This window comes from Kitasatospora sp. NRRL B-11411 (assembly GCF_000721345.1).
Lineage (GTDB): Bacteria > Actinomycetota > Actinomycetes > Streptomycetales > Streptomycetaceae > Kitasatospora > Kitasatospora cineracea.
This window is the reverse complement of record NZ_JOGH01000011.1, coordinates 77,719-93,151: the sequence shown is the minus strand read 5'-3', so window position 1 is coordinate 93,151 and position 15,433 is coordinate 77,719. Positions and strand designations below refer to the sequence as shown.

10 protein-coding genes are annotated in these 15,433 nt (G+C 74.0%); 7 read left to right on the top strand and 3 right to left on the bottom strand.

The window, feature by feature from the left end; all coding sequences use genetic code 11:
• The first annotated feature begins 67 nt into the window (after window positions 1-67).
• From IH44_RS0107965 to IH44_RS0107955, 3 genes are all read left to right on the top strand, one after another.
• Window positions 68-1,627 (top strand): sugar ABC transporter ATP-binding protein, encoded by a 1,560-nt coding sequence (locus tag IH44_RS0107965; RefSeq protein WP_035954333.1) that lies wholly within the window; start codon window positions 68-70, stop codon window positions 1,625-1,627.
• Window positions 1,624-2,649 (top strand): ABC transporter permease, encoded by a 1,026-nt coding sequence (locus tag IH44_RS0107960; RefSeq protein WP_030458718.1) that lies wholly within the window; start codon window positions 1,624-1,626, stop codon window positions 2,647-2,649. Before IH44_RS0107965 ends, IH44_RS0107960 begins: the two co-directional genes overlap by 4 nt.
• Window positions 2,650-2,854: 205 nt before the next feature.
• Entirely contained in the window at window positions 2,855-3,922 is a 1,068-nt protein-coding gene (locus IH44_RS0107955) for a LacI family DNA-binding transcriptional regulator (RefSeq protein ID WP_035954331.1), read from the top strand.
• A 64-nt stretch (window positions 3,923-3,986) separates the two neighbouring features.
• On the opposite strand, the gene IH44_RS49055 is transcribed toward IH44_RS0107955, so the two are convergent.
• Both IH44_RS49055 and IH44_RS0107945 read right to left on the bottom strand, forming a co-directional pair.
• Entirely contained in the window at window positions 3,987-6,410 is a 2,424-nt protein-coding gene (locus IH44_RS49055; protein WP_051816663.1) for an RICIN domain-containing protein, read from the bottom strand.
• A 103-nt stretch (window positions 6,411-6,513) separates the two neighbouring features.
• Window positions 6,514-7,956 (bottom strand): RICIN domain-containing protein, encoded by a 1,443-nt coding sequence (locus IH44_RS0107945; RefSeq protein ID WP_030458715.1) that lies wholly within the window; start codon window positions 7,954-7,956, stop codon window positions 6,514-6,516.
• A 330-nt stretch (window positions 7,957-8,286) separates the two neighbouring features.
• Between IH44_RS0107945 and IH44_RS0107940 the strand changes: the two genes are divergently transcribed.
• Window positions 8,287-9,087 carry a DeoR/GlpR family DNA-binding transcription regulator gene (locus IH44_RS0107940; protein ID WP_030458714.1) on the top strand — a complete coding sequence of 267 codons (801 nt, stop codon included), beginning with the start codon at window positions 8,287-8,289 and terminating at the stop codon, window positions 9,085-9,087.
• 18 nt (window positions 9,088-9,105) lie between these two features.
• Here the strand turns inward: IH44_RS0107940 and IH44_RS0107935 are convergent, their stop codons facing one another.
• Window positions 9,106-9,486, bottom strand: a complete 381-nt coding sequence (locus IH44_RS0107935) for a hypothetical protein (protein ID WP_030458713.1) — start codon at window positions 9,484-9,486, stop codon at window positions 9,106-9,108.
• A 259-nt stretch (window positions 9,487-9,745) separates the two neighbouring features.
• Here IH44_RS0107935 and IH44_RS49050 point away from each other — a divergent pair, with 259 nt between their 5' ends.
• The 3 genes from IH44_RS49050 to IH44_RS0107920 all read left to right on the top strand — a co-directional run bounded on the left by IH44_RS49050 (window position 9,746) and on the right by IH44_RS0107920 (window position 15,433).
• Window positions 9,746-12,577, top strand: a complete 2,832-nt coding sequence (locus tag IH44_RS49050; RefSeq protein WP_051816662.1) for an AAA family ATPase — start codon at window positions 9,746-9,748, stop codon at window positions 12,575-12,577.
• Window positions 12,578-12,776: 199 nt separating this feature from the next.
• The gene (locus IH44_RS0107925) at window positions 12,777-13,991 is read left to right on the top strand and encodes a helix-turn-helix domain-containing protein (RefSeq protein WP_030458711.1); all 1,215 of its coding nucleotides are present in this window, start codon (window positions 12,777-12,779) and stop codon (window positions 13,989-13,991) included.
• Window positions 13,992-14,311: 320 nt separating this feature from the next.
• Window positions 14,312-15,433 (top strand): NAD(P)-binding domain-containing protein, encoded by a 1,122-nt coding sequence (locus tag IH44_RS0107920; RefSeq protein ID WP_030458710.1) that lies wholly within the window; start codon window positions 14,312-14,314, stop codon window positions 15,431-15,433.

Genomic DNA, 15,433 nt, shown 5'->3' with positions numbered 1-15,433 from the left:
TCCTGCGCGCCCCTCCTGCGCGCCGCGCCCTCCGCCCGTTCGCCCGTCCGCTTCGAGGTGACCCGCCATGACCACCCCACCCGACCACTCCCCGCCACCGCTCCCGCCCGGCACGGCCGGTGTCGTCGCCGTCGGCAAGCGCTTCGGCGCCGTCCGGGCGCTCGGCGGCGTCACCCTCGACTTCCCCGCGGGGCAGGTCACCGCCTTGATGGGCGAGAACGGGGCGGGCAAGTCCACCCTGCTGAAGATCCTCACCGGCGACCACCTGCCCACCGAGGGCCACCTGCACCTGGACGGCCACCGCCTCGACCTGCGTTCCCCGGCCGACGCCCGGGCCGCCGGGATCCGGATCATCCCGCAGGAACCCGAGATCATCCCGCACGTCACCGTCGCCGAGAACGTCTACGCGGGCTCGCTGCCGCGCAAGGCCGGCCGCCGGCTGGACCGGGCCGAGCTGCGCCGCCGCATCCTGGCCGACCTGGAGCGCCTGGGCTTCGCCGGTGTCCTGGACCCCGACCTGCTCGGCTCGCAACTCACCCCGGCGCAGCGCCAGTTGGTGGAGATCCTGCGGGCGCTGACCGGGGAGGCGAAGGTCATCGCGTTCGACGAGCCGACCTCCTCGCTCTCCGAGCAGGAGGTGGAGGCGCTGTTCGCGCTGATCGGCCGGCTGCGGGCGCAGGGCGTCGCCGTCATCTACGTCTCGCACCGGATGCAGGAGATCTTCCGGCTCGCCGACCGGATCGCGGTGCTGCGCGACGGCGAACTCGCGGGCGTCCAGGAGGCCGCCACCACGAACGAGGGCGAACTGGTGCGCCTGATGGTCGGCCGCGACCTGTCCGCGATGTTCACCCGCGAACGCGTGGCCACCGACCGCCTGGTGCTGGACGTCAAGAACCTGAGCACCGACGACGTGCACGGCATCGACCTGCGGGTGCACGCCGGCGAGGTGGTCGGCCTGGCCGGTCTGATCGGCGCCGGGCGCTCCGAGCTGGCCCTGGCGCTGGCCGGCGACCTGCCGATCCGCTCCGGCACCGCGACCCTGGACGGCCGCCCGCTGGGCGGCAGCCCCGGCCGGGCGATCCGCGCCGGACTCGGCCTGGCGCCCGAGGAGCGCAAGGCGCAGGCGCTGTTCCTGCACCGCTCGATCCGCGACAACACCTCGGTGGCGGTGCTGGAGCGCCTGCGCCGCTTCCGGTTCGTCAGGCGCGGCGCCGAGAAGCAGTTGGCGCAGGAGTACACCGAGCGGCTGCGGGTGCGCACCCCCTCGATCGAGCACGAGGTGCGCAAGCTCTCCGGCGGCAACCAGCAGAAGGTGGTGCTGGCCCGCTGGCTGGCCCGCCGTCCGGAGGTGCTGATCCTGGACGAGCCGACCCGCGGCATCGACGTCGGTGCCAAGGCCGAGATCTACCGGATCATCGCCGACCTCGCCGAACAGGGCGTGGCCCTGCTGGTGATCTCCTCCGAACTGCCCGAACTGCTCGGCCTTTCCGACCGCATCGTCGTCATGCAGGGCGGCCGGATCACCGGCGAACTCGACCGCGCCGACGCCACCGAGGAAGCCGTCCTGCACCTCGCCATGGCCGACGACCTCACGCCCCGCAACCCCTCTCCTGGAGCCACCTCATGACCGCCCTGACCAGCCCGCCCGCCCGGCCCGAGGCCGCCCGGGGCTCCGTCCTCCCCTCGCTGATCGCCCGGCTCGGCGCCCAGCACCTGAGCCTGATCGGCGCCCTGGTCGTCGTGCTCGCCGTGTTCGGCACGCTCAACGACAACTACCTGAGCCTGGGCAACCTCCAGGTGATCGCCGAGGCCGCCACCATCACCGGCCTGCTGGCCGTCGTGCAGACCGTGGTCATCATCTGCGGCGGCCTGGACATCTCGGTCGGCTCGCAGGCCGGCGTCGCCTCCGTGGTCTCCGCGATGGCCTTCACCTCCGCGGGCTCCAACGCCTACGCGGGCATCGCCGCCGCCGTCGGCGTCGGCCTGCTGATCGGCCTGCTCAACGGCGCGATCATCGTGCACGGCCGGGTCAACCCGACCATCGCCACCCTGGCCGGCCTGGCCGCCTACAAGGGCCTGGCCCAGCTGATCTCCGACGGCCGCGCCCAGGGCTACGTGCTCGGCGACCCGGTGTTCGTCTTCCTCGGCCGCGGCAAGATCGCCGGGCTGCCCGTCATGGTCTGGCTGCTGGTCCTGGTCGCGCTCGCCGTGCACGTCCTGCTGGCCCGCACCGACCTGGGCCGCAACCTCTACGCGATCGGCGGCAACGACACCGCCGCCCGCCTGGCCGGCATCAACATCAACAAGTACCTGATCGCCGTCTACGGCCTGATCGGCATCGTCGCCGCCCTCGCCGGCGTGCTGCTCACCGCCCGCACCGGAAGCGGCCAGCCCACCTCCGGCAGCGAGGGCCTCGAACTCAAGGCCATCACCGCCGCCGCCCTCGGCGGCTGCGCCCTCAAGGGCGGCAAGGGCGGCGTCGGCGGCACCCTGCTCGCCGTCGCCCTGCTCGGCTGCCTGGAGAACGGCCTCACCGTCCAGGGCATCAACTCCTTCTGGCAGAACGTCGCCCAGGGCGCCCTGCTCGTCGTCGCCGTCGTCATCCAGCAGCGCCGCAGCGGCGAACGCGCCATCGGCCTGCCCGCCTGACCCGCCCTCCCGTGCTTCCGTCCCCCTGCCACCGGGCTTCGGTGGGCCGCCCCACGGGCGTGGCGGCCCGGCTCCTGGCCGGGGACGGAACGGCGGGCCGGCCGTTGAGGGTCGGCCGCGCCCGCCAGGTCACCGCCCCGACTGCTCCGGCAGCCGGGGCGGTGGCTTTTTCCGATCTCCACCCCGCTACCATGTTTACGCAGACATGAAGGAGGACCGCATGCAGCAGGGCCCGACAGCCGACGGCACCGCCCGCGGCAGGACGCGGCCGCCGTCGCAGGCCGACGTCGCGGCGCTCGCCGGGGTCTCCTCGCAGACCGTCTCCCGGGTCGCCAACAACCGCAGCAACGTCGAACCGGAGACCCGCGAACGGGTGCTGTCGGCGATGCGGGTGCTCGGCTACCAGCGCAACAGCGCCGCCCGGGCGCTCACCCTGGGCCGCTTCCACGTCCTGGGCGTGGTCACCTTCGACGTCACCGCCCAGGGCAACGCCCGCACCCTGGCCGCGATCTCGCGCGCCGCCCAGCGGGCCGGCTACTCGCTGAACGTGGTCTGCGCCGAGGACCAGACCGAGCGCGCCGTGCAGCAGGCCGTCCGCCAGCTCACCGACCAGGCCGTGGACGGCCTGGTGGTGATCGAGGCGCAGATCCTCGACCGCCCCGGCTTCTCCGTCACCTCCGGCGTCCCGGTGGTGGTCGCCGACGGCGACCCGGAGCGCCGCTTCCCCTCGGTCGACACCGACCAGGCGGCCGGCGCCGCCGCCGCCACCCGCCACCTGCTCGACCTCGGCCACCGCACCGTCTGGCACCTCGGCGGCCCGCAGGACTCCTACGCCGCCCGCCGCCGCGCCGCCGCCTGGCACGCCGCGCTGAAGGCCGCCGGCGCGCCCGTGCCCCCGCTGCGGTACGGCGACTGGACGGCCGAGGACGGCTACCGGATCGGCCGCGAACTGGCCGCCCGCCCCGACGTCACCGCGGTGTTCGCCGCCAACGACCACCTCGCGCTCGGCCTGCTCCGGGCCCTGCACGAGGCCGGCCGCCGGGTCCCCGAGGACGTCAGCGTGGCCGGCTTCGACGACCTGCCCGAGGCGGCCTACTACCTGCCGCCGCTGACCACCGTCCGGCAGGACTTCGAGGAGGTCGGCCGGCAGTGCGTGGCCCGGCTGCTGGCCCAGATCGAGGCCCCCGGCACGGCCGGGGACGCGCCGGTCGTGGTCGCCCCCGAGCTGGTGGTGCGGGCCAGCACCGCGCCCCCGCCCGCCCCGCGCGGCTGAACGAACGACGGCGGCGGGCCCCACCCGGAGGTGGGGCCCGCCGCCGTCGTCGCGGCCGGGTCGGTCAGCCGACCAGCAGCTGCTGGCCCGGCGCGCCCGTGCAGGGCCGCTGCACCAGCGCCGCCCCGTCGGCCGTCGAGGAGCCGTTCACGTCCAGGCACTTGCCGCTGTGCCGGGCCAGCAGCGTCACGTACCCGGAGCCGGTGTCGCGCACCGACCACTGCTGGTTCGTCCCGCCGTTGCACGGGTACTGCACCAGCGGCGCGCCGTCCGCGGTGGCGGCGCCCGACACGTCCAGGCACTGGCCGGTGGACCGGACCACCACGTTGACCTGGCCGGGGCTGCCGGCCGGCCGCAGCGTCCACTGCTGGTCGGTGGCGTTGGCGCAGGTGTGCTGGACCACGGCGGTGCCCGCGGCGGTGGAGCCGCCCGCGACCTCCGCGCAGCGCCCGCTGAGCCGGACCTTCAGGCCCTTGTAGGCGTCGGGCGCGGCGGAGCCGATCGCCCAGGACTGGTTGCCGCCGCCGGTGGGCGTCCAGGCGCCGACCGGCGCGCCGTCCGCGGTGGACTCGCCGCTGACGTCCAGCAGCAGGCCACCGGCCTTGTTGACCAGGGTGTCGTGCCCGTCGCCGGTGGTGGACAGCAGCCACTGCTGCTGGGTGGAGCTGCCCGCCGCGACCAGCGACAGCGCGCCGCCGGCGACGCTGAGCGCCTTGCCGCTCTTGGCGTTGGTGATCCGGTAGGCGGCGGTGGAGTCGTACGTCCCGGCGAGCCGGGTGAAGTTCCACTGCTGGGTGGTGTCGGTGGTGTTCGGGGTGTGCTGGACCACGGCGGTGCCGGAGGCGGCCAGGGCCAGGCCGCTGTGGTCGTTGACCAGCCGGCGGGTCTGGCCGGTGGGGACGGTGGCGGCCGCGGTGGCGGTGCCGGTGGCGCCGGGCAGCACGAAGGTGGTCACCGAGCCGGGGCCGACGGTGGCGGTCAGGGTCTTGGCGGCGGTCGCGGCCAGGTCGGGTTCGCGGACCAGGTTCTTGCCGCCGTCGGTGGTCCACTGCTGCACCGGCACCGAGGTGTCGACGCTCTGGAAGCCCGCCAGGTCGAGGGTGACGGTCTGCGCGGCGCCGGTGGAGTTGGTGTACACCGCGACCGCGCCGGTGCCGTTCGGCCGCAGCGCGGCCAGCGTGTCGGTGGAGTCGGTGGCGATCACCCGGGCGCCGGGCCGGACGAAGCGGCTGTAGTTGGCCATCGCCCAGTACTTCTTGTTCAGCCGCAGCGGCTCGTTCGCCGGGTCGGCGGAGTTCAGGTCGACCTGGACCAGGCCCCAGTTGGAGTTCTCGTGGGCGGGCGTCATGTTGGTGTAGTCCTCGACGGCCTGCCACATCACCCAGGCGCCCGGCTCCAGCTCCCGGACGTCGTCGGTGATCCGGTGCGCGAAGTCGAGCGCGGGCGACATGTCGGTGAAGCTCTGCGGCACCGAGCCGCCGAGGTCCACCTCGGACATCCAGCCGGGCAGCCCGGCGCCCTTGGCCAGGTCGCGCACGGTGCCGCGGCCGCCGGTGGAGTAGGTGTGGGTGTTGAGCTTGCCGACCGCGGCGCGGGCGGCGGCCGGGTAGGCGTTCCACTCGTCGCGGAACAGGTCCGGGTTGGTCTCGTCCATCGCCGCCAGGGGCGTGGTCAGGTGGGCCGCGTCCAGCGCGGCGCGGACGCTGGTGGCCAGCTGGGTCTGCGAGGCGGTGTCCCAGTGCGAGCCCTCCTGCGGGCCGCCGGCGTGCCAGTACGAGGTGCCGGGCTCGTTCATCGGCGACAGCGAGCCGAAGGTGACGCCGGTGGCGGCCTGGGCGCGCTGCAGCGACCCGGCGAGGTAGGCGGCGAACCGGTCGTACTGGTCGGGGCGCAGGTTGTCCTGCCAGCCGTTGACGGCGCCGGAGACCAGGCCGCTGTTGGTCATGAAGTACGGCGCGGAGTTGGAGAACGCCTCGAAGGTGTCGGCGCCGCGGCTCTTCGCGGCGGTCAGCCACCAGCGCTGGGCGGCGTCGGCCTGCGGGTTCCAGTCGTCCGGGTTGCCCGGGTCCCACCAGTTCGGCTGCTCGGTCCACCCGGTGGTGTCGCCGCCGGGCGGGCCGTACGCGGCGGGCCGGTTCCAGTAGCCGGGCACGGCCGCGCCCGGGCGCAGGTAGGGCGTGGTCTCGGGGCTGTCGCCGCCGCCGATGTTGTAGCGGGCGACGGTGAAGCCCAGCCCGTTCGTCCCGTACAGGGCGTCGGCGAGTTCGTTGCGCTTGGCGTCCGGCCAGTTGCCGGTGGCGTTGGCGAACCAGGCCAGGGCGGTGCCCCAGCCCTGGAACGGCTGCTGCTGGTAGCTGGGGTCGAGCCGGACGGTGACGTGGGCGGCGGCCTCGTCGGCCGCGGCGGGCGGGGCGGCCAGGGTGCCGGCGGCGAGCGCGGCCAGGGCGGTCAGGGCGGCGGCGCGGGCGGTGCGGCGCTGTGGGGACACGGTGTTCCTCCGGGGGCGGGCATGCGGAACGGCACGTCCCTCGCCGGGCGAGGGCCAGGGACGTGCCGTCGGGTGGGGGTGGTGCGTGGGGGCGGTTGAGGGGTCAGAGCCAGGAGGGGCCGCGCCGCCACAGCTGGTTGGTGCCGGTGTTGCAGGTCCACTGCTCCAGCGCGGTGCCGTCGGCGGTGGACTGGTTGGTCACGTCCAGGCACTTGCCGGAGCGCCGGTCGACCAGCCGGACGTTGCCGCTGCTGTCGGCCTTCTGCACCTGCCACTGCTGGGAGTTGGCGGTGGAGCAGGTGTTCTGCACGACGGCCGCGCCGTTGGCGGTGGAGTTGCCCGCGATGTCCAGGCACTTGCCGCTGTGCCGGGCCATGATCTGCACGTAGCCGCCGCTGAGCGGCTTGAACCAGAAGGTCTGGTTGGCGCCCCAGCCGCAGGACCACTGGATGGCCTGCGCGCCCGCGGAGAACGCGTAGTTGGCGACGTCCATGCACTTGCCGCTCTGCTGCCCGGTCAGGTTCTCCCAGGTGGCGTTCATCGGGGCGACGGTGCCGGCCGCGGCGTCCACGGTGATCTGCGGGGAGTCGCCCATCGTCATGCTGGTGTCGGTGGGGAAGGTCAGCGGCAGCCACACGTACTGGGAGTCGTTGACGGTGCCGCCCATCGAGTTGCCCCAGCGGTCGCCCATGTACAGGTAGCTGGTGCCGGAGGTGCCCTGGACCGGCAGCACGTACGCGGTCTGGCTGCCGTAGGTGACGTCGTCGCCGATGTTGGTCAGGCCGCTCCAGTTGCCGGTGACGCTGGTGGCGGTGCCGTACATCTGCTGGTTGGGGGCCCAGCCGGTGGCGCCGGAGGTGAGCAGGAAGTACACGCCGCCCCGCTTGAACAGCGCGGGCGCCTCCCGGGAGGAGCCGTTCCACAGGCTCTGCACCTGGGCGTCGATGCCGGTGTAGTCGGCGGTCAGCCGGTAGACGTGCAGGTCCCGGTTCTCGTTGGCGGCGGAGACCATGTACGCGGTGCCGTCGTCGTCCACGAAGGTGGTGATGTCCCGGGACATCTCGCCCAGCGGCCGGAAGCTGCCGCGCCAGCTGTAGTCGCCGTCCACCGTGGAGGAGACCGCGACGGCGGCCCGGGCCTCGCCGTAGTCGGTGGCGCTCTCCTTGTGCATCCACATCACGAACTGGCCGGTGGCCTGGTTGTAGATCACCTTGGGTCGCTCGATGTTGGCCGAGGCCAGCTCCGGGTCGGTGGCCTGGGTCAGCACGTGGTTGCGGAACTCCCAGGTCTTCAGGTCGGTGGAGCGGTACACCGACACGTACCGGAAGCTGTTGTCGGCGTTGCGGTCCTCGCCGAACCAGTAGTAGTACGCGCCGACCTTGATCACGCCGCCGCCGTGCGCCTGCACGCCCGCGCCGGTGGTGTCGGTGAACTGGGTGCCGTTGACGACGGGCACGGGGGCGGCCTGCGCGGGGGCGGTGCCGGCGGCCAGCGGGGCGCCGAGCGCCAGCAGGGCGCAGAGCAGCGCGGATCTCGTACGCGACATGGGGGAGTACCTCGCGGCTTCGGGTGGGGGTGGGGGGTGAAGCATGTTGGCGCAAACAAGCGGCTGGGGAGAGTTTCGGATCGGTGTTCGGTTGTGTCAAGGGTTCTGACCGGTCCGGTTCCGGGCCCCGATCGGGAGCGAGGGTGTTTGCGCAGCTCAGCCGGGTTTCGGTCGGTTCAAAGGAGACATTTCGTGACCTTGCCGCCACCGTCATTGAACGTTTGATTATGTTGAATCTGGGTGGGGTGGGCAGGGGTGGACGTCCGGCTGATCAGGACCGCACTATTCTGTTGATCCGTGAACCACTGCCGAGCGGCGTAAGGAGAACCCGTGGCGGACCCGACACTTCTCGGCCCCCAGCGCCGAGCGCTGATCCTCGAACTGGTGCGCCGGACCGGCGCCGTCCGGGTGGCCGACCTGGTCGAGCAGTTCGGCGTCTCCGACATGACGATCCGCCGGGACCTGGACGAACTCGCCCGGGCCGGCGAAGTGGAGAAGATCTACGGCGGCGCGGTCACCAGCGCCGCCCGGGCCGAGGAACCGGGCTTCGAGGCCAAGACGCAGCGCGAGTCCGCCGCCAAGGCCGCGCTCGCCGACGCCGCGGCCGCCCTGGTCGAACCCGGCAGCGTGGTCGCCGTCTCGGCCGGCACCACCGCCCACGCGGTGGCCGGCCGGCTGCTGGACGTCCGCGGCCTGACCATCGTCACCAACTCGCTGCCGGTCGCCGACCTGCTGCGCGAGCACGCCGCGAAGAACCCGGGCAGCGGACCGACCCTGCTGCTCACCGGCGGCACCCCCACCCCCTCGGCCGCCCTGGTCGGCCCGCTGGCCGACCAGGCGATCCGCTCGCTGCACGTCGACATCCTGCTGATCGGCGCGCACGGCGTCTCCGAACGGGCCGGACTCACCACCCCCAACCTGGCCGAGGCGCAGACCAACCGGGCCCTGATCTCCTCGGCCCGCCGGGTGGTCGCGGTGGCCGACCACAGCAAGTGGGGCGTGGTCGGACTGAGCGCCTTCGCGGCCCTGGACGAACTGGACTGCTTCGTCACCGACTCCGGCCTGGACGCACCCGCCCGGGCCGTGCTCGGCGAACAGGTCGGACAGCTGGTCGTCGCCGAGACCCCCTGACGGGCCCGCCGCCCCCGCTCAGCCCGCCACGGCGAACCGGGCGGAGGGCCGCCGCCGGTGCGTGTCCGGCAGCTCGTGGACCGCGCAGCCCGCCGCCTCGAACCGGCGCACCGTGGCCCGGGCCGCCTCGTCGTCCAACGAGAAGACGAACGGGCCGGGCACCACCACCGCCGACACCCGCCCCGCCGCGGCCGCCGCCAGCAGCGCCTCCAGCGAACTCAGCGGGTCCTGGGAGCGGCGCCCGTTGTCCAGGAACACGGTCGCCTCGCCCAGCCCGGTGGCCAGGGCGTAATGGCTGAGCGCGCTCCAGAAGTCCAGCAGGAAACCCGCGTCGTACGGGTAGCAGCGCAGGTAGATGGCGGTGGGGCGGCTGGCCGCCGGACGGTTCGTGGGGTTCATGGCTGCTCGCCTCCGGGTGGTGCGGGTGGTGCTGTTGGTTCCAGGGAAGACCGGCCCGCAGCCCGCCGGAAGACGCGGAACTACCCATTCCCGTCCGCCGACGGCCGGGACATGGGTAGTTCCGCACCCGGACCGGGGCGGTCCGCCCGGCCGACTCCCGACCGGTCAGCTCCCGATCCGCCGGGCCCCGCCGGGCGGTTCCCCGGCGGGGGCGGCAGTAGCGTGGGGGACAGGCGTTCACGGTGGTCAGGAGCGGCGGATGGTCGGCACGGTACGGCAGCTCGGTCCCGCCCCGGAGCGGCGGGGCTTCGCCTTCGTCGGCCGCGGGCCCGAACTGGCCGAGCTGGTGGACCTGTTGGCCGCCCGTCCGGCCGTCGCCCTGGTGCAAGGGGAGGCCGGGGTGGGCAAGACCCGGCTGGTCGCGGAGGCCGCCGACGCGTTGCGGGCCCGCGGAGTGGGGACCGTGGTGGGCGGCTGCCACCCGCTGCGCGAGCCGCTGCCCTTCGGCCCGGTCATCGACGCCCTCGGGGCGCTCGGCCCGCTGCTGCCGCCCGGCGCCCGGCTCGGGGCCGCCACCGCGGCCCTCGCACCGCTGCTGCCCGACCTCGCCGACCGGCTGCCCCCGCCGCCCGCCGAGCCCACCGGGCCCGGCGAGCAGCGCCAGGCGGTGCTGACCGCCACCCGGGCCCTGCTGGCGGCCGCGGCCCCCGTGGTGCTGGTGGTCGAGGACGTCCACTGGGCCGACGACGCGACCCGCGAACTCCTGCTGCTGCTGGCCGGCAGCCTGCCCGAGGACACCGCGCTGCTGCTCACCTACCGGGGCGAGGAGGTGCGCGGCCCGCTGCTGGGCCGCGAACTGCGCCGCCCCGCCGGCACCGGCTTGCGCGACCTGGCCCTGCACCGGCTGGACCGGCCGGCCCTCGCCGCACTGGCCGGCTCCGCCCTCGGCCCGGACGGCGCCCGCCGGCTCACCGGCGCGCTGTACGAGCGCAGCCACGGCCTGCCGCTGATCGCCGTCGAGGACCTGATCACCCTCGGCACCCGCCCCGGCGCCGCCGACCGGCCCGACCTGCTCGGCGTGCTCGGCGTGCCGCGCAGCCTGCGCGAGGTGCTCGCCGCCCGGATCGAACGGCTCACCCCGGACGCCGCCGACCTGGTCGACGCCGCCGCGGTGCTCGCCGTCCCCGCGTCCGGCGACCTGCTGGCCGAGGCCGCCGCGCTCCCCGCCGACCGGGCCGACGCCGCCCTGACCGACGCCCTGGAGCGCTCCGTCCTGGTCGAGCACGGCCCCGACAGCTACGGCTTCTCGCACGCCCTGGCCCGCCGCTCCGTCTACGACGCGCTGCCCGGCCCGCTCCGCACCCGGCTGCACCGCCGCGTCCTCGGCCTGCTCACCGCCCGGGACCCGCAGCCGCTGGTGCAGATCGCCCACCACACCGAGGCGCTCGGCGACACCGCGCAGTGGCTGGTGCACGCCCGCGCCGCCGCCGACCGGGCGATGGAGGTCGGCGACCTCGGCACCGCCGCCCTGATGCTCCGCCGGATCATCGACCACCCCGGCCTGCCCACCGACGAACTCGGCGCCGCCGCCCGCTCGCTGGCCGAGGCCGTCGCCTACACCGAGGAGGCCGGCGCCAGCGCCGACGCGCTGCGCCGCATCATCGACACCCCCGGCCTGGCCCCGGCCGTCCGCGGCGAGATCCGGGCCCGGCTCGGCAACATCCTCCGACTGCACCTCGGCGGCTCCCACGGCGTCGCCGAACTCGAGGAGGCCGCCGTCGAGTTGGAGGCCGACAACCCCCGGCACGCGGCCAAGACGCTGGCCGTCATCGCCGCCATGGACACCGGCGACGCCACCGCCGCCGAACGCCGGGGCTGGATGGACCGCGCCCTCGCCCTGCTGGAGCGCTTCGACGACCCCGAGACCACCGCCGTCGTCCGGACCAACCGGCTGGTCTCGCTCCCGCTCTGCGCCACCCCCGGGATCCCCGACCTGATCGCCGCCCTGCCCCGGCACAGCGACCACCCCAAGATCGTGCTCTGCACGGCCATCAGCCTCTCCAACGCCGCCGAGATCGGCTGCTGCACCGGCCTCGACGCCTCGGTCCGCGGCTGGGCCGCAGAAGCCGCCGCCCTCTGCGAGCGCGCCGGACTCGGCGGCCTCGCCATGTACGCCCACAGCTACCCCGTCCTGCTCGACTGGACGGCCGGCCGGTGGACCCGGTTCGACGCCGCCCTCGCCGCCTACCGTCGGCGCTTCCCCGACAGCCCCGTCGCCGACACCGGCCTGCTCGCCGCCGCCCAGGGCACCATCGCCGCCGCCCGCGGCCAGGCAGCCCGCGCCGCCGAGCACTTCCGTGGCGCCCTCGACCAGGACGCCACCAGCGTCCTCGCGCTGCCCTCCGCGGCCGGCCTGGCCCGCCACCACCTCGACCGCGACGACCCCGACACCGCCTGGCAGACCCTCGCCCCCGCGCTGCGCCTGCTGCGCCGCCGCGAACTCTGGCCGTTCGCCTTCGACCTGCTGCCCACCGCCGTCGACACCGCCCTGCGCCGCGACGACCGGGCCGCCGCCACCGCCCTCGCCGCCGAGCACGCGGCCGGCCTCGACGGGCTGGTCAGCCCCGCCGGCCGGGCCGAACAGCACACCGCCGCCGGACTGCTCGCCGACACCCCGGACGCGGCCGCCGCCGCGTTCCTCCGCGCCCGCGACGCCTGGCAGGCCGTCGGCCGCCCCCACCCCGCCGCCCTCGCCGCCGAACGCGCCGCGCTCGCCGGGCCGGCCGCCGGTGCCGGGCCGCTGCTGACCGCCGCCGCCGAGGAGTTCGACCGCCTCGGCGCCGTCCGCGACGCCTCCCGGACCCGACGCCACCTGCGCACCCTCGGCCCCGTCCCGCGCACCCCCGGGGACCCCGCCGACACCCTCTCCCCGCGCGAACGCCAGGTCGCCGGCCTGCTCGCCGACGGCGCCCGCAACAAGGAGATCGCCGCCGCCCTCTACGTCTCCGAACGCACCGCCGAGCACCACGTCGCCGCGGTGCTCCGCAAGCTCGGCACCACGCGCAAGGCGCTGCGCAGGGCCGGCGGCTGACGTCGTGTCAGGTGGGCGGGGTGGCGGGTTGTTGATGCGGTTCTGCTGAGGGGACTGTTTACCCTCCGGAACGCGCCGGGGGAACCCTCACGCTCCAAGGTCACCGTGAACAGGCTGTCACCTTGGGGCCGGTGTCGGGCTCCTCCGCGTTGGCCACGAGGCGGTTGTTCCCGCCCGATCACGGCGTAGGGTCTGCGACATGGCGAACGACCATCTCGGCGACCGGCTCGGCCGGCTGCGACGGCTGGCGGACCTCACGCAAGAGGGCTTGGCGGAGAAGTCGGGCGTATCCGCAGACGTAGTGAGGAAGTTGGAGCAGAAGCGCAAGCACTCCGCTCGACTGCCGACGCTGCACGCACTTGCGCGGGGACTCGGAGTGGAGGTGACGGCCCTGCTCGGAGACCCGCCCGCCGTACCGTCCACCGGCGACGTGGAGCCCCCGGAGCTGGTGGCGGTACGCCGCGCCATCATGCCGCCGCTGTTCGCTCCTCCCCTGGTGCCGGACGGGGCTGATCGCCTGTCCCCGGCGCTGCTGCGCGCAGAGATCGCAGAGGCTTGGACGCTCTACCACAATGCCGACTTCGGCAGGGTCATGGAGCTTCTACCGGGGGTCATCGCGGACGCTCGGCTGGTTGCCGCTGTCGGGCGCGGTCGTGATCGGCTACAGGGCCAACACGCGCTCGGAAAGGTGCTGCAACTCGGCGGGCACCTGGCGATCCGGCTGGGGAAGACGGACCTCGGGCTGTCCAGCCTTGAGCGGGCCGTAGCGGCTGCCGATGCCTCCGAAGACCCGCTGCTGTCCGCGATGATCTGCAACTCCGTGGCCTGGGCCTACCAGCGGCAGAACCGCTTGGACGACGCGCAGGTACTCGCCGTGCGTGCCGCCGACGGGCTGGAGCGGGACCGGACGACGAGCGCCGAGCGGCTGAGGGTCTGGGGCGGTCTGGTCATGTCGGCTGCGACCAGCACCGCCCGCAGCGGTGACTACGCGGGCGCGTCGGACATGATGCTCACGGCGGAGCAGGCCACCGCTCGGCTGGCCCGCCTGGAAGCCCCTGCGGACGGGCGGATGGTGAGCGTGTTCAGCCGGTCGTCCGTGCGAATCGAACGGGTGCGCCTCGCGGTCCAGCACGCTCGCCCGGAGGAAGCGTTGACGCTGGCCCGTGGGCTCCGTCTGAGCGCCGACACGCCGCCTTCATGGCGCACCTGGCTACTGCTGGACGTGGCGCGGGCGCACACGGACCTGGGAGACGCCGCCGGGGCGGTGGCGACCCTGGAGAAGCTCCAGCGGGTGGCACCCGGATGGATGCGGCACCACACCCTCGCCGTGGCGATCGTCTCCGACCTGTGGGCGGGGCCGGTCCGGCCCCCCGGCCTTCGGAGGCTGGCACGCCTGCTGGGTGTTGCTGATTAGCCGTCAGAAGTAGGACGTTCCATCCCTGTTGGCTCCGATCGCATCACGGGAGCCTCTTCGTGTGATCACGGAGAGGAGTTGACCGATGGCAATGCGCAGGACACCCAGGCGGGAGAACTACCGCCCGAAGATCGGCGAGGTGGTCCGGGGCCGGGCCCGCTTGGGCGCAGAAGGCACCTGCATGGGCGCCCACGGCGGGCGGGCGTTCCTTCGCCCCAGCAGGCCCGTGCGGGCCTCGCAGCCTCCCGCCCCGGCTGCTGGGGGAGAGCTTCGGCCCGGGCGGGTTTCCAGCGAAAGCAGCGACAGGGAGGGGAGTCTCCGTGGAGACCTCGGAGCGCGCACGACTGGACACGTACTTCGGGAAGATCGCCCGGCGGTTCACGCCCCCGGTCCTCCCGTCCTCGCTGCTGGTGACGCACCTGTTGCCGGAGCGCCCGTCGTTCGTGCGGGCGGTCGGCACCGTGTCCAGCCTCCGGGCGGTCCTGCCCAAACCGAAGTCGATCGACGCCGCAGCGCGCCGAGAGGTCGAACAGGGCTTCGTCTGCGACGAGTTGTCGCGTGAGCTGTTCGCCGACCCGGAAGCGGCGGTGACCTACCTGGAGACCCGGGCGGCCGGCGAGGACGTGGTGCTGCTGGACGTCGGCGGCTACTTCGCCCCGGTGCTCGACGCGCTGTGCGACCGGTTCTCCGGGACCGTCCTCGGAGTGGTGGAGGACACCGAGAACGGCCACAAGCGGTACGCCGATCGGGACAAGCTGCCGTGCCCCGTCGTGTCGGTGGCCCGCTCGCCGCTCAAGGACCCGGAGGACTTCCTCGTCGGTCAGTCCGTCGTGTTCTCCACCGAGGCGCTGTTGCGGGGCCGGGGAGACATCCTGCACGGCCGTCCGGCGCTGGTGATCGGGTTCGGGAAGCTGGGTTCGAGCATCGCAAGGCTGTTGCACGCAAAGGGAGTTCACGTCACGGTCTATGACATTGACCCCGTGCGGCGCGCCCAGGCGCTCTCCCAGGGCTTCGGCCTGGCCCGGGACCGGGAGCGGGCGATCGCCGCCGCCGGGCTCGTCCTGTGCGCCACGGGAGCGCTCGCGCTCAAGGGCGAGGACTTCCCGAACCTGCGGAACGGGGCCTACGTCGCCACGGTCACCAGCAGCGAGGACGAGTTGGAGCTGGACGGGTTGCCGGACGGCTACACCCGCAGTGGCTCCGGCGAGAACGTCACCCGGTACAGCACGACGGGCCACTACTTCTACCTGCTCAACAACGGAAACGCCGTCAACTTCCTCCACGGCGCGTCAGTTGGCCCGTTCATCTACCTCGTACAGGCTGAGATCCTGGCAGGCGTGCGACTGCTCGCCCGGCGGGACCTCGACGCCACCATGCACGAAGTGCCCGGCGACGACCGGGCAGCCATCGCCGCTACCTGGCTCGACTACTACAACAGGTGA

What these genes read in the sequence shown, in the direction of transcription:
- IH44_RS0107945 (WP_030458715.1), bottom strand. Translation starts at nt 7,956, where the DNA reads ATGTCGCGTACGAGATCCGCGCTGCTCTGCGCCCTGCTGGCGCTCGGC.
- IH44_RS49050 (WP_051816662.1), top strand. Translation starts at nt 9,746, where the DNA reads ATGGTCGGCACGGTACGGCAGCTCGGTCCCGCCCCGGAGCGGCGGGGC.
- IH44_RS0107925 (WP_030458711.1), top strand. Translation starts at nt 12,777, where the DNA reads ATGGCGAACGACCATCTCGGCGACCGGCTCGGCCGGCTGCGACGGCTG.
- IH44_RS0107955 (WP_035954331.1), top strand. Translation starts at nt 2,855, where the DNA reads ATGAAGGAGGACCGCATGCAGCAGGGCCCGACAGCCGACGGCACCGCC.
- IH44_RS0107935 (WP_030458713.1), bottom strand. Translation starts at nt 9,486, where the DNA reads ATGAACCCCACGAACCGTCCGGCGGCCAGCCGCCCCACCGCCATCTAC.
- IH44_RS0107960 (WP_030458718.1), top strand. Translation starts at nt 1,624, where the DNA reads ATGACCGCCCTGACCAGCCCGCCCGCCCGGCCCGAGGCCGCCCGGGGC.
- IH44_RS0107965 (WP_035954333.1), top strand. Translation starts at nt 68, where the DNA reads ATGACCACCCCACCCGACCACTCCCCGCCACCGCTCCCGCCCGGCACG.